The 13,186-nt window shown below is 69.0% G+C and carries 12 protein-coding genes; 1 reads left to right on the forward strand and 11 read right to left on the reverse strand.

All coding sequences use genetic code 11. The features are described 5' to 3' along the window. Positions 1-58: 58 nt before the first annotated feature. The 8 genes from OG381_RS48830 to OG381_RS48865 all read right to left on the reverse strand — a co-directional run bounded on the left by OG381_RS48830 (position 59) and on the right by OG381_RS48865 (position 8,069). On the reverse strand, positions 59-1,192 hold the full coding sequence (locus OG381_RS48830) for a methyltransferase (RefSeq protein WP_443062079.1): 1,134 nt from the start codon (positions 1,190-1,192) through the stop codon (positions 59-61). Continuing rightward, positions 1,189-2,763 (reverse strand): class I adenylate-forming enzyme family protein, encoded by a 1,575-nt coding sequence (locus OG381_RS48835; RefSeq protein WP_327722870.1) that lies wholly within the window; start codon positions 2,761-2,763, stop codon positions 1,189-1,191. The genes OG381_RS48830 and OG381_RS48835 overlap by 4 nt, the downstream gene beginning before the upstream one ends. Positions 2,764-2,847: 84 nt before the next feature. Continuing rightward, positions 2,848-3,222 (reverse strand): DoxX family protein, encoded by a 375-nt coding sequence (locus tag OG381_RS48840; protein ID WP_327722871.1) that lies wholly within the window; start codon positions 3,220-3,222, stop codon positions 2,848-2,850. Positions 3,223-3,275: 53 nt separating this feature from the next. Beyond that, complete coding sequence (locus OG381_RS48845) at positions 3,276-4,175, reverse strand: aromatic prenyltransferase (RefSeq protein ID WP_327722872.1); 900 nt, start codon at positions 4,173-4,175, stop codon at positions 3,276-3,278. A gap of 41 nt (positions 4,176-4,216) precedes the next feature. Continuing rightward, the gene (locus OG381_RS48850; protein WP_327722873.1) at positions 4,217-5,212 is read right to left on the reverse strand and encodes a class I SAM-dependent methyltransferase; all 996 of its coding nucleotides are present in this window, start codon (positions 5,210-5,212) and stop codon (positions 4,217-4,219) included. Further along, positions 5,209-6,375 carry a DegT/DnrJ/EryC1/StrS family aminotransferase gene (locus OG381_RS48855; RefSeq protein ID WP_327722874.1) on the reverse strand — a complete coding sequence of 389 codons (1,167 nt, stop codon included), beginning with the start codon at positions 6,373-6,375 and terminating at the stop codon, positions 5,209-5,211. The genes OG381_RS48850 and OG381_RS48855 overlap by 4 nt, the downstream gene beginning before the upstream one ends. A 6-nt stretch (positions 6,376-6,381) precedes the next feature. Further along, positions 6,382-6,936, reverse strand: a complete 555-nt coding sequence (locus OG381_RS48860) for a cupin domain-containing protein (RefSeq protein ID WP_327722875.1) — start codon at positions 6,934-6,936, stop codon at positions 6,382-6,384. Positions 6,937-7,001: 65 nt separating this feature from the next. Next, positions 7,002-8,069, reverse strand: coding sequence for a type III polyketide synthase (locus tag OG381_RS48865; RefSeq protein ID WP_327722876.1), 1,068 nt, complete (start codon positions 8,067-8,069; stop codon positions 7,002-7,004). Between the two features lie 450 nt (positions 8,070-8,519). On the opposite strand from OG381_RS48865, the gene OG381_RS48870 reads away from it, so the two are divergent. Beyond that, positions 8,520-9,839, forward strand: a complete 1,320-nt coding sequence (locus OG381_RS48870) for a multidrug effflux MFS transporter (RefSeq protein WP_327722877.1) — start codon at positions 8,520-8,522, stop codon at positions 9,837-9,839. Positions 9,840-9,941: 102 nt separating this feature from the next. On the opposite strand, the gene OG381_RS48875 is transcribed toward OG381_RS48870, so the two are convergent. From OG381_RS48875 to qcrB, 3 genes are all read right to left on the reverse strand, one after another. Beyond that, positions 9,942-10,607: a DUF4097 family beta strand repeat-containing protein gene (locus OG381_RS48875; protein WP_327722878.1), complete on the reverse strand. Its 666-nt coding sequence runs from the start codon at positions 10,605-10,607 to the stop codon at positions 9,942-9,944. A 184-nt stretch (positions 10,608-10,791) separates the two neighbouring features. Next, positions 10,792-11,142: a DUF3099 domain-containing protein gene (locus OG381_RS48880; RefSeq protein ID WP_307038208.1), complete on the reverse strand. Its 351-nt coding sequence runs from the start codon at positions 11,140-11,142 to the stop codon at positions 10,792-10,794. 137 nt (positions 11,143-11,279) lie between these two features. Further along, positions 11,280-13,055, reverse strand: a complete 1,776-nt coding sequence (gene qcrB, locus OG381_RS48885; protein ID WP_327722879.1) for a cytochrome bc1 complex cytochrome b subunit — start codon at positions 13,053-13,055, stop codon at positions 11,280-11,282. Positions 13,056-13,186 lie beyond the last annotated feature (131 nt).

Below are 13,186 nucleotides of genomic sequence, written 5' to 3' on the forward strand. Positions count from 1 at the left end.
CCGACCTCTTTCAGTAGCGATGGGGATCCGGCTCGCGGCCGAAGCGGCCGTACGCGTGTCAGGCGACCTTCGTCGCGCTGAGGACGGCCTGGACGGGAATGACGTCCGGGGGGATCTCGGCGGCGCTCTTGGTGACCGCGCTGGTCACCTTGAACCCGGCCTGCTCCAGCAGGCTCTGATAGACCGACAGCTTCTGCGGACCACCCTGGCCCATGGCGGCGCCGATGAAGAACGCCGGGAAGAAGTCGACGTTGTAGTTGTCGGTCTGCGTGATGTCCTCGGGGTAGACCGGCACCAGGATGTGGATCTGGCCGCCTTCCTCGAGTGAGTCGTTGGCCCCCTGGAGGATTTTGAGCACGTTGTCCTTGTCGAACATGTCCAGGAAGTGCTTGATCAGGACGACGTCGAACCCCTTGGGGATCTCGTCGAAGACGTTGCCGCCGATGAACGACAGGTGCTCCTCGAGGCCTTCGGCCCGGAAGTTCGCCAGCGCCCTGGACTCCTTGTCGGGCAGGTCGAAGGTGGTCACCGTCAGACCGTCGGAGGCCTTGTGCCGGTAGGTGTGGATCGCCCCGAGGCCGGTGTTGCCGGCGACGTCGAGGACCCGGGCGCCGGCCGGGATGTCGATGTTGGCGAAGAACCAGGGGTCGATGTTGGCGGTGACCGTGTTCATCAGCTTGAGCCAGGACTCGTTGAGGTCCTGGTGGTCGGCGACCGCGTCGTACAGGGTGCCCTCGGCGCCGTAGAGCTCCTTCAGGCCGACGACGGTGCCGGTGCGCGCGGACTCGGTGAGGTAGTACAGCTGTCTGAGCGCGGTGACCTTGATCAGGTTCATGTAGGCCAGGGCGCGGGCGAGGTCGCTCTCGGCGACCTCGGCGAGGCCGTCGAGGCGGTAGCCGCCGGAGGTCTCGTCCTGCGCGACGAAGCCCTCCTTGACGAGCAGGAACAGCAGCTGTTCGAGTGCGTCCGCCTTGGCGCCGACCTTCTCTCCCAGCTGGGCCGCCGTCAGGCCGGGGGTCTCGCGCAGCGCGTCGACGACGCCGAGCTCGAAGACGGACAGCAGGGTCATGAACCGCGACGGTCCCACCATGTACTCGCGGAATCGGGCGAGCGTGGCTTGCGGTGTCAAGGCGTTGGTCCCCTTCGGATGAGTGGATGTCCCGGCCGCGGCGGTGTGCTGGTCACCGCTCACGCCTGCTCCTGGAACCGCTGGGCCAGCGCGCGGCGCTGGACCTTCAGCGTGGCGGTCCTGGGCAGCTCGGCCTGCGGGATCTGCACGGGGTCGGCGAGCTGGGGGAACTCGGCGACGGCCGCCCGCCAGCGGTCCAGGTCCAGCGGCTTGTCGTCGACGGTGCAGATCACCGGGACGGGTTCGGAGTCGGGGCCCTGCACCACGACCAGCTCGGTCAGCTCGTGCAGTTGGCCCAGGACGACGTCCTCGATCTCCAGGGAGCTCTTCACGCCGGGGATCATGTCGATCTCCCGGTCGAGCATGTGCAGGCAGCCGAACCGGGTGCGGTAGCCGACGTCGCCGGTCCGCCACCACTGGCCGTCGCGGTTGGCGTCGTAGCGGTCCTGCTCGCCGTAGTAGGTCTTGGCGATGCCGTCCCAGGCGACCTCGATGGAGCCGGGGTTGGTCTCGGAGGGGGTGTTGCCGTCCCGGCTGACCACGCGGATCCGCGCGGCGCCGTACGGCATGGCCCAGCCGACGCAGCGGCCGTTGGCCTTGTGCGCGGAGTGGCGGAAGTAGGCGCGGCCGACGGCCGGACCGACCTCGCTCTGCCCGTAGATCTGGAAGAACAGGGCGCCTTTGCGGCCGGACGCCTTGAGCAGCCTGCTCATGGTGCCGGGGTGGATGGCGTCGAAGGTGCTGCTGAAGACCTTCACCGAACCGAACGGGGCGCGCGGGTCCTCGGCGAGCTCCTCCCACTCCATCAGGGAGTTGGGCAGTGCCTCGACGAAGGCAGGGCGGTGCTGGACGAACTGCTCGGCGACCTCGGCGGGGCCGGTCTCCCGCATGAGGAGGACCGGGTACTCCTTCAGCAGGGCCAGGGACATCGCCGCGACCATCCGCGAGTGCACGAAGGGCACGTTGATCGCGACGGTCTGCTTCTTGCGCATCAGGGACAGCAGCCGCCACTGCGGTACGAGGCGGATGCCCTGGGTGCGGGGCGTGTGCACGACGAGCTTGGGGATTCCGGTGGTGCCGGAGGTGTGGGTGATGACGGCGGCCTCGTCGATGGGCCGCACGACGGGCTTGACCCGGGGGCTGCCGGCGAGTTCGGCGAGCGAGATCGACCCGGGCCGGTGGTCGGCCGAGGTGATGATCCGCCGGGTGAGGTCGGTGAGGGGCACGTCGGCGAGGACGTCGAGCTTGGCGCCGTCGGTGAGCAGGGTCGGCTGGTCGACCCGCTCCAGCAGGACGCCCACGGTCGTGGGGTCCAGCGCCGGCGACAGGTTCACGACGACGCCGCCGATGCGGGAGACGGCGGCGGCGAGCATCCAGTGGTCGGCGTTGGCCGTCTTGTAGATGACGACGCGTTCGTCGGTGCGCACCCCGGCCGCCCACAGTCGGGCCGCCAGGTCGTCGACGTGGTCGGCGTACTGGGCCACCGTCAGACGCCGTCCCGCCTTGGGCAGGACGCCCAGGTCGTGGTCGAGGCTGATCGGGGTCGACGGGTTGACGGCGGCCGCCATCTGCGGCAGCAGGCCGATGTGAAGACCGCGCTTCTGTATCGAGTGATAGGCCACAGAGCCCTTCATCTGGGCTGTCTCCTTTGTGGTGGGCGGTGAACGTTCGGGCGGTCGCCGGCGCGGTGCGGGACGCAGGGGACAGACCAGGAGGGCTCAGAAGGAGTGCGGGCCGAAGCGGCCCCATGCCACGAAGGCGGCTACGGCGAGCAGGACCACGTTCACCACGATCGCCTGGGACTCGTGGCGGCGCAGGTGCGTGAGGGCGGCGCCGATCATCAGCAGCACCAGGCCCGTCGCGGCGAGCGGCACCAGCACCGGCGCGATGTCGAGGGCGGCGGGCAGGATCAGGCCCAGCCCGGCCAGCACCTCCAGGGCACCGATCGTCTTGACGCCGCTGTCGCTGAAGTCGTCGACCCAGCCGTAACCGCCCGCGGCCAGCTTCGCCTTGGGCTGGGCCAGTTTCTGGGCGCCGCCCGCCAGGGCGACCGCGCCCAGCACTCCCGCGACGATCCACAGAGCAATGTTCATGAGAGTTTTCCTTCGACAGGTTCGGCTGGGGTGCGGCGGTGGCCGGCGTGCCGCTACTGGCTGTCGGGCACCAGCAGGGTGGTCTCCACCTGGGGTCGCCATCGGTAGTACGACTGGAGCTTGTGGTACTCGCCGCGCGGCGCCACCGTGATCGCGTAGACGAACTGGTGGCCGTCGGTGCGGTACGGGGAGTTCTTCAGGAAGTCCTCGATGTCCGGCTCGATGGTCACCGGAAGGGAGAGCGGGTCGTCGGTCATGGCGGCGATGGTGATCCGCTGGACCTTCGGGGAGTCCCAGGTCAGGGTGGCGTAGATGCCGAACGCCCCGGTGGCGAAGCGCAGCAGCCGCTCGCTCGGCGCGGGCAGCCCGCTCTCCTCGAGGAGCGAGGTGAGCGTGCCGGGCTCGAAGACGGAGGCGGGGGCGGCCCCGAAGTACAGGTTCACCGACCGGTGCCGGTAGTCGATGCCGACCAGGCTCACCTTGTCGGCCACGCCGTACCGGGTGAACAGGTCGAGGTTCCCGGCCGCGCTGGCCGGCATCGACTCCAGTGCGACCAGCTCGGACAGCGGCTTGAGGTCGTCGAGCGGGAAGAAGGACCAGGTCTTCTTGAAACCGCCGACGACCCCGAAGTCGATGCCGCTGAAACCGATGGGGAATCCCGCGTGGAGTTGTGCCAGCAGGCTGCCGACGGGGTGGTCGGTCGCCTCGATCAGGCCGTTCGCCAGCGCGACGGCGTACGGGTCCAGGTCCGGCGGGAGCATCGTGAAACGGCAGTCGAGGTCCCCCGCGTTGCGCTCCCCCGTCGCCACCCGGAAGGCGACCACGGCCTGCTCGAGCGTGTCCCCGTAGGCGGACAGGATCGAGCGGACCGTCCGGGCCGAGCAGGGCACTCCCACCAGTCGGGAGACTTCCTCGATGATCGAAAGGTCTGCCGGGTCGGTGTTGTCCCGCATGTTCCCACCGTTCGTTGTCGGCACTGCGAACTGGCCTTCTGCTAGCGGGCGATGACCATCGTGGCGGGCGGCGCGGCGTGGAACGACACGTCCTCGAAGCCTGCCTTGATCAGCCAGTCGCGGTAGTCGGAGCGCCGCCAGGTGCCGCCCTCGTTGCTCTTGAGGAGCATCTCCAGGGCGAACAGCAGCGGGAACGCCGGAGCGGCGCGGTCGTCGTCGACGACGTAGTCGGCGACCACCAGCGCGCCGCCGGGCTTGAGCGCCCTGCGGAGCCGGGTGAAGACCTCGATGTTGCTCTCGGCGTTCTCCTGGTGGGCGATGTGGGAGTAGACGGCGATGTCGTACAGCCCGGTGCCGAAGTCGGTGGTGTGGAAGTCACCGTCGAGCGTGGTGAAGCGGTCCCCCACACCCTGCTCCCCCACCAGCCGGCGGGCGATCACGTTGATCGGCTCCCAGTCGAGCTGGACCGCGCGGGCGGCCGGGTTGGCCTTCAGCCAGATCGACGAGTAGATGCCCGAGCCGCCGCCCACGTCGAGGATCGAGATCTCACCGGCGTCCGCGATGCCGAGCGCCTCGACGCCGGCGTCCGCGGCGGGAACCGACACCGCGGCGATGGCGGGGACGATGCCCTCCCAGTGCGGGTTGTCGGCCACTTCGGTCTCGCCGCCGGCGAGTGGGCCGCCGATGCGGACGACCTCGGGGAGGTCGGTGAGGCTGCCCGTGTGCTGGAGCTTGAGCTTGGCGAAGCCGGCCAGGGAGGCGGGCTTGCCCTCGACCAGGAACGCGGACGCCTCGGGGGTGTTGCGGTAGCGCCCGTCCTCGAGCAGCACCAGCTCCACGCTGACCAGACCGTCCAGGAGGCTCTGCGCGCCCCGCTCGGAGATCTCGGCGCGGGCCGCCACCTGGGCGGCCGTGCTCGCGCCGTTCTCCAGGTGGGTGAAGACGCGGTGGGTGGCCGCGGCGCCGATGACACCGGTGTTCCAGTAGCCGTTGATCAGCCTCATCACACCGTCCGGTGCAGGCTGGTTGTTCGTCATGCCGCTCCCTTCAGGGTCCGGGCGGGCCGGGCGTGGGTGCGCAGTGCGGTGCGCAGGACCTCGGAGACCCGCTCGACCTGGCTCATGGTCAGCTCGGCGTGCATGGGTATGCCGAGGTTGCGCTGGAAGAGGTCCGCCGAGACCGGGCACACCTGCTGCGCGTCGAAGGCGGGCTGCACATGGTTGGCCCAGGTGCCGTGCAGGGTGCCGATGCCCTGGGCGCGCAGTTCGGTGGCGACGGCCCCGCGGTCGACGCTCGCGTCCAGCGTCACCAGGTAGGACTGCCAGGCGTGGGTGCGGTCCGCCGGCACGTGCGGCACCGTCAGCAGCTCCTCGTCGGCGAAGAGTTCGGCGTAGCGGGCGGCGACGGCGCGCCGGCGCTCCATTAGCTCCTCGATACGGCCGAGCTGCACCGTCAGGATCGCCGCGGCGATGTCGGACAGCTTGAAGTTGTAGCCGATCTCGGTGAACTCGGGGATCGGCAGGCCGATGACCTGGCCCATGTCGAAGATGCTGCCGATGCCGAAGGCCGACAGCTGCCGCGCCTTCGCGCCGATGGCCGGGTCGGTGGCGATGAAGGCGCCGCCCTCGCCGCTGGTGGCGCCCTTGCGTCCGTGGAAGGACAGACAGGCCACCTCGGCCAGCGAACCGGCCTCGCGTCCCTGGTAGGTGGCGCCGACCGCGCAGGCGGCGTCCTCGATGAGGAACAGCCCGTGCCGGTCGGCGATGGCCTGCAGTTCCGTGTAGTCGGCGGGCAGGCCGACGGTGTCGACGGCGATGATGCCGACGGTCCTGGAGGTGACGAGGTCCGCCACCGACTGCGGGTCCACGGTGCCGGTGTCGGCGCGCACGTCGGCGAAGACCGGGGTCCCGCCGACGTAGCGGACCGCGTGCGCGGGGGCGGGGAACGTGTAGTCGGCGACGATGACCTCGTCGCCCGGCTGTACGCCGAACGCGAGCATCGCCAGGTGCAGGGCGGCGCCGCAGTTGCTGACCGCGACGGCGTCACCGGCTCCGTAACGTTCCTTCAGCTGGGCCTCGAGGGCCTGTCCCTTGGGTCCCTGGCCCGCCGCCCATCCCGAGGCGAACACCTCGGCGACGGCGGCCAGTTCCTGCTCCCCGAGGCTCGCGAAAACCAGGGGGATCTTTTCGTTGTCGCTCATCTCTGATTACGCTCCGCGCGGTTCGGAGGACTGGGGGTCGAGAAGGGCAGGCGGCTGGTAGCGCTGCGGGGTGATCTGGCTGACGTCGTAGCGCCTGCGCATCTCGTCGATGGCGTCGGGGTTGATGCCTCCGGCCGCCCAGATCTCCGCGATCTCCTCGAAGTACAGTTCGTGAACGGGTGACGGGTAGCACTGGAACAACATGCGCGCCGGTTTGTCGGAGGCATTCCTGAAGGCGTGCGGGGTTCCGGACGGCACGAACATGGAGGCACCCTCGGTGGCCCGGACGACCTTGTCCCCGTCGGGGGACTCCCATTCGTGCCAGTCCTGTTCGGTGCGCCGGGTCGGCTCGAAAGCCAGGAGCTGGAGCTCCCCTTCCAGGACGTAGAAGAATTCCTGCGCATCGCTGTGGACATGCGCCCCGACATCGAATCCGGGCGGTACGACCACCTCGAAGATCGATATCGCGGAGCCGTCTTCCTTTGTGGCCTTGAAGGTCACTTCCTGCGCCTTGGTGATCAGCTTTCGCCCCTGACCGGGCGGGAGGATGAGGCCAGTCATGGGGTCAGCTTCCTTTGTCCGCGCAGAATTTCACTTGAGCGAGGTTCCGGTGCCTTGCGTCGGGCTCAGTCCAGCTCTGCGGGGGCGTCGGCGTTCCAGCGGCCCAGCGCCATCTCGGCGGTGATCCCGGGGCCGAAGCCGGCGATCATGCCGGTGGCGTCCTGGGCCGGGGTGTCCTCCTCGAACAGCCTGCGGGCCGCGTCGAAGACGACCGCGCTGGCGATGTTGCCGTACTCGGTGAGGGTCGCCCAGCTGTGGCGGAACACCGTGCGGTCGACCTCGAGGAACTTGGCGAGGTCGTCGAGGATGCGCGGACCGCCGGCGTGGACGATGTAGAAGTCGAGCTTGCCGGCGTCCCAGCTGTGGTCCTTGGCGAACTCGCGCAGCACCGGCGCGAGCGGCTCCATCGTGCCGGGCACCCGGCGGTCCAGCTGGAAGTGGAAGCCGGTGTCCTTGACCGCGTAGGAGATCCAGTCCTCGGTGTGCGGGATGAGGTAGGAGGCGTTGCGCTCCAGCTCGATGCCGACACCGCCGTTGCCGCGGACCACGGCGGCCGCGACCGCGTCGCCGAACAGCCCGTCGGACAGCAGCGAGCCGATGTCGTCCGCGTCGGGCTGGTAGCACAGCGAGCACAGCTCGCAGGAGACGATCAGGACGTTGGAGCCGGGGTGGGCCAGGCAGAAGTCGTGGGCACGGTTGACCGCCGCGCCGCCCGCCGCGCAGCCGAGCTGGGCGATGGGTATCTGGCGGGTGTCGGAGCGGAAGCCGAGCTGGTTGATCAGCCAGGCGGTCAGCGACGGCATGCTGAAGCCGGTGCACGACACGTAGATGATGGCGTCGATGTCACGGGCCGCCACGTCGGCGTTGCGCAGGGCGTCTTCGATGACCGGCGGGGTCAGCTTCCTGGACTCGGCCTCGTAGATGCGGTTGCGTTCCGTCAGGCCCGGGTGCCCGAGGGTCTGCTCGATGGGCTGGACGATATGCCGCTTCAGGACCCCGGTGTTCCGGATCAGCCGGAGCGCCAAAGGAAGCTGCGGCTTTCCCGCATGGGCTTTCGCGGCGAACTCGAGAGTCTCTTCGATGGTGATGACGTGTTCCGGCGCGCTCACCGCGGGCTTGCATAGCCTGGGCATATCTGGGCTCTACTTTCTCTAGAGTCTGCCTTCTGTACGTGACGAATCTGCGCACAGCTTCCGAAGCGGGCGCAGCACACGGGAGAAAACACCGCGGCGCGCGGGAATTGATGTGCGGGGAAACCTGTGCCGACCTGGCACGGCCCTGGTCCCACCAGTACAGAACCGGTGGACACTGGCTCAATCCGCTGCCCTGGAAATGATTTTGGGCAGGGAAGGCGTGCAGGAATAGTGACACGGCCGAACTCCCCGCGCCAAGGCCGCTTCAAAGTCATCCGAGCCGCTCCGAGGGAAACTCGAGCAGGGCACTGACGAGTCTCGACTTCGGCAGATCAACGGCCTTGTCGCGGTATCGCCTCGCTTCAGGCGCCACTCGGGCGCTGCCGGTTCTGTAGCGGTCTGCTGCGAGCATCGGCCCTAGCCACGAAACGAACTGGACGCGGAGGGCGCATGTCTCAGCAAGCCGAGGAAGCCACCGCCAAAGGCAGGCGATTCCCGGGGGCGCGGTCCCCGGCGAAGGGCAGACGGGACACGGCCGGTCCGGACAGGTCGGTGCGCTGGACCGGGCTCCTGGTCACGTTCCTCCTCGGTGCTCTCGCCGCGGTGCCGCCGATGTCGATGGACATGTATCTGCCGGCCCTGCCGGAGGTCACGCACAGCCTGGGGGCGTCCGCCTCGACCGTCCAGCTGACGCTCACCGCGTGCCTGATCGGCATGGCGGCCGGGCAGCTCGTGGTCGGCCCGATGAGCGACCGGTGGGGCCGGCGCGGCCCGCTGCTGGCCGGGCTGATGGTCTACGTCGTCGCCGCCGCGATGTGTGCTGTGGCCCCCAACGTCGAGTCGCTGATCGCCTTCCGGGTGCTCCAGGGGCTCGCGGGGTCGGCCGGGGTCGTCATCGCCAGGGCCGTCGTACGCGATCTCTACGACGGTCTCGCCATGGCCCGGTTCTTCTCCACGCTGCTGCTGATATCCAGCGTCGCCCCGATCATCGCGCCCGTGATCGGCGGACAGGTCCTGCACTTCACCAACTGGCGGGGCATCTTCGTCGTCCTGACCGGGATCGGTATCGCGCTCACCGTGCTGGTGTGGCGCCGGCTGCCGGAGACGCTGCCGCCCGAGCGGCGCCAGCGCGGTGGGGTGCGCGGGGCGATGTGGATCATGCGCGGGCTGTTCATCGACCGGGTCTTCACCGGGTACCTGATGACGAACGGCTTCGCGTACGGGGCGCTGTTCTCGTACATCGCCGCCTCGCCGTTCGTGATCCAGGACATCTACGGGGCGTCGCCGCAGACCTTCTCCCTGCTGTTCGGCCTGAACTCGCTCGGTCTGCTGGTCGCCGGCCAGATCAACGGCAAGGTCCTGGTGGGCCGGGTCCGGCTGGACAAGGTCCTCGGGTACGGGCTCGCGCTGCTCGCGGCCGGCGGGCTGGCGCTGGTGCTGGTGACGCAGGGCGTCTTCGGTGATCCGGGTACGGTCCAGATCGCGGCCTGTCTGTTCGTCATGATCTCCTCGCTGGGTCTGATCCTGCCGAACACCAACGCGCTCGCCCTGATGCGCACCCCGCATGCCGCGGGTTCGGCTTCCGCGCTGGTCGGTACGTCGTGCTTCGTGATGGGCGCGATCGCCTCCTCGCTCGTCGGGATCGCGGGCAAGGAGACGGCGGTGCCGATGGCCGTGGTCCAGCTGGGCAGCGCGCTGGCCGCGATGGTCTGCTTCCTGGGCGTGTGTCGTCCCTGGCGGAACCGGCCGATGGAGATGCCCAAGCGCTGAACCCACCGCAGGCGTCCGGGTCGTACGAACCAGGCGGCGTACTCCGACACGGTGTCGGTGTACGCCGCCTTGTGGTGGGGCGGGTGCGCTGGGCCGAACGGTTCAGAGGCTGCGGGCGGTGATGTCGCCGTGGGCGGTGGTGGCGTGGATGGTCAGGTCGGCGGCGCCGGCGTTGTGGAGGGTGTTGTCGATCCGGCCGTAGGAGGTGCCGGCGTCGAGGGTGGCGGAGGTACCGCGGGCGGCGCCGATGCTCACGTCACCCTGTTCGGTGCGCAGGGTGAGGGTGCCGCGTACGGCTTCGGTGATGGTCAGGTCGCCCTTCTGGGTGCGGATGTCCGCGTCCCCGGTCAGGCGGCCGACCGTGATGTCGCCGGCCTGGAGGGCGAGGCGGGCGCTCGCGGTCTCGTCGAGCTTGACCGGGCCCTGGGCGCTGTCGAGGGTGACATCGCCGAGGCGTCCGACGCCGCGCAGTTCGGCGCTGGCGGACGTCACCTCGACGCGGGAGCCGGCGGGCAGCTGGACGGTGACCTCGATGGAGCCGGAGGGGCCGAAGGCCTGGTTCTTCGCCTCGGGGGCCTGGATGCGCAGGACGCCGTCGGCGTAGGTGACGGCGGTCTGTTCGGCCGCCTTGACGTCGCGGCTCCTGGAGGCGTCGGCGGGCAGGATGTCGACCGTGGTGTCGGTGCGGTCCGCGGCGATCAGCTGGATGCGGCCGGCGGGGATGTCGAGGACGGCGGTGACGGCGGCGGGGGTGGTGAACTTCTGCATCGTGCTCTCCTGTGACTCGTTGTTTCCGATGCACGAAAAGCTACGTTGCATTCACAATACTGGCAACGAGTTCGTTGCGCACGAGCACAGTAACTGCAGGCCAGAGCAGGGAAATTGTTGCAGTGATCGTGGAAGTTAACGCAACGAATGCCGTCTGTTCGTTGCAATGGATTGAAGGCGAACGCTATGCCTCGCGTTCCGGCGGCAGGATCAGGGTCGGTTCGAGGACCACGCGGGTCTCGGGCTCGGCGACCGTCCGGGCCAACTCGGGCCGCGCTCCGCGCTGTTGGCGCCACCCGGCCTGGGCGACGACGACGGCGACGTAGGGGATGACGACCCCGCCGACCAGCGCGCCGACCGCGACGACGGGCCAGCGGTTCCAGGTGAGGGCCATCAGGACCACGCAGGCGCTGCGCACCAGCATCGCGGCGACGTAGCGGCGCTGACGGCCGCGCAGATCCTCGCTCAACCCGGTGCGGGCCCGGGTGATGGACTCGGCCGGGGGGCCGTCCCGGCGCCATGACGTGCGGTTCATCGGGCCTCCATGGATGGTCCGGCGGGACCGCCGGGCGGGATGGACGGCCGGCGGTGGAACGGCGGCGGCGCGGGTGATCGTCCCCTGATCACCCGCGCCGCCGTTGGGGCCCGGTTGCTGTGCGTGGTGCCGCCGGGTCAGTGCACTTCCTGGTCCGACTCCCGTCCCTCGACGGCCGGCCGGCCGCCGTTGCCCGCATGCCCGTTGGAGGAACCGTGCCCGTTGGGGGACCCGTGTCCGTTGGACGCGGCGTGCCCGTTGGACGAGGGCAGCGCGCCCGGCGCGTGGCCGAGGTGCTCCACGGCGTGCCGCATCTCCTGCGGCGTCGGGTGCGGGATCTGGTCGCCGTGCAGCCAGCGGCTGACCCGGTGACGCAGCATCTGCTTGCGGGCGTTCGGGTTCGGCACGCCCTCGTCGTCCTGCGCCGCGGGGGCCGGAAGGACCGCGGGGATGTCCCGGGACAGCAGGGTGTACTCCTGCTGGCGGTCGAGGCGTGCGTGGACCTCCACGAACTCACCGTGCGGCAGCCGCTTGATCCGTCCGGTCTCGCGGCCGTGCAGGAGTTTGTCGCGGTCCCGCCGCTGAAGCCCCAGACAGATCCGCTTGGTGACGATGTACGTCACCGCCGGGACGACGAAGACTCCGACCCGTACGGCATAGGTGATCGAGTTCAGGGACAGATGGAAGCGCTCGGCCAGGATGTCGTTGGCGCCGCCGAAGAACAGCACCAGGTAGAACGAGACGAACGCGATGGCGAACGCGGTACGCGTGGGACGTTCGCGAGGCCGGTCCAGAAGATGGTGCTCGCGTTTGTCGCCGGTGACCCAGGCCTCCAGGAACGGCCACAGGGCGACCACGGCCATCATGATGGTGGGCAGGATGACCGCCGGCAGCAGGACACCCATGTTGACGGTGTAGCCGCCGGGCAGGACGAACTCCCAGGCGGGCATGGCACGTAGCGCACCCTCCAGGAAGCCCATGTACCAGTCCGGCTGGGAGCCCTGGGAGATCTGGTCGGAGCGATAGGGGCCGTAGGTCCACACGGGGTTGATCTGGGCGATGCCCGCCATCACCGAGAGCACGCCGAAGACGAGGAAGAAGAACCCACCGGCCTTGGCCGTGTACACCGGCATCAGCGGATGGCCCACGACGTTGTTCTCGGTGCGCCCCGGCCCCCGGAACTGGGTGTGCTTGTGCACGACGACCAGGATCAGGTGGACGGTGACCAGGGCCAGGATGATTCCCGGGATCAGCAGGATGTGGATGCTGTAGAACCGTGGAATGACATCGGTGCCCGGATACTCGCCTCCGAACAGGAACAGCGTCAGATAGGTGCCGACCACCGGGATGGCGAGTGTGACGCCCTCGGCGATGCGCAGGCCGGTGCCGGAGAGCAGGTCGTCGGGGAGTGAGTACCCGATGAAGCCCTCCAGGGTGACCACGACCAGAAGCACGAAGCCGATCAGCCAGTTGACCTCACGCGGCCTGCGGAACGATCCGGTGAGGAAGTGCCGCAGCATGTGGATGCAGAGCGTGGCGATCATGACCAGGGCCGACCAGTGGTGCAGCTGCCGGATGAACAGACCGCCGCGCACGTCGAAGCTGATGCGCAGGGTGGACTCGTAGGCCCGGGACATCGGGATGCCCTGGAGCGGCACGTGCGACCCGTGGTAGGCGGTCTCCGACATGCTCGGGTCGAAGAACATGGTCAGCCAGATACCGGTCAGGATCAGGATGATGAAGCTGTAGAGGGCGATCTCACCGAACATGAACGTCCAGTGGTCGGGAAAGGCCTTTCGGATCAGAAACCGGAGGTTGTAGATCCCAAGTCGCCCGTCCACCCAGTCGGCTACGCGCTCGCCCTTGGGCGGTTCGGTGCGCGCACTGTTCGGCGCCCTTTCGGTCGTGCTCATACCCGCGCGCCCTCCCCTCGCCGCTCGGCCGTCACAGGCAAGGTGGCCTGCCGCGGCGCAAGCCGGCCGGTGCCCTGGAGCGGTTGAAACGCTATCCACGCGTCAGCGGACGGAACAACCGCGCTCAAGCG

Source organism: Streptomyces sp. NBC_00490 (genome assembly GCF_036013645.1).
In the GTDB taxonomy this organism is placed as follows: Bacteria; Actinomycetota; Actinomycetes; order Streptomycetales; family Streptomycetaceae; genus Streptomyces; species Streptomyces canus_F.

Excerpts from the sequence above, each read along its gene's own strand:
- OG381_RS48850 (WP_327722873.1), bottom strand. The coding sequence starts at position 5,212 with ATGACGAACAACCAGCCTGCACCGGACGGTGTGATGAGGCTGATCAAC.
- OG381_RS48845 (WP_327722872.1), bottom strand. The coding sequence starts at position 4,175 with ATGCGGGACAACACCGACCCGGCAGACCTTTCGATCATCGAGGAAGTC.
- OG381_RS48870 (WP_327722877.1), top strand. The coding sequence starts at position 8,520 with ATGTCTCAGCAAGCCGAGGAAGCCACCGCCAAAGGCAGGCGATTCCCG.
- OG381_RS48875 (WP_327722878.1), bottom strand. The coding sequence starts at position 10,607 with ATGCAGAAGTTCACCACCCCCGCCGCCGTCACCGCCGTCCTCGACATC.
- OG381_RS48840 (WP_327722871.1), bottom strand. The coding sequence starts at position 3,222 with ATGAACATTGCTCTGTGGATCGTCGCGGGAGTGCTGGGCGCGGTCGCC.
- OG381_RS48860 (WP_327722875.1), bottom strand. The coding sequence starts at position 6,936 with ATGACTGGCCTCATCCTCCCGCCCGGTCAGGGGCGAAAGCTGATCACC.
- OG381_RS48855 (WP_327722874.1), bottom strand. The coding sequence starts at position 6,375 with ATGAGCGACAACGAAAAGATCCCCCTGGTTTTCGCGAGCCTCGGGGAG.
- qcrB (WP_327722879.1), bottom strand. The coding sequence starts at position 13,055 with ATGAGCACGACCGAAAGGGCGCCGAACAGTGCGCGCACCGAACCGCCC.
- OG381_RS48865 (WP_327722876.1), bottom strand. The coding sequence starts at position 8,069 with ATGCCCAGGCTATGCAAGCCCGCGGTGAGCGCGCCGGAACACGTCATC.
- OG381_RS48835 (WP_327722870.1), bottom strand. The coding sequence starts at position 2,763 with ATGAAGGGCTCTGTGGCCTATCACTCGATACAGAAGCGCGGTCTTCAC.
- OG381_RS48880 (WP_307038208.1), bottom strand. The coding sequence starts at position 11,142 with ATGAACCGCACGTCATGGCGCCGGGACGGCCCCCCGGCCGAGTCCATC.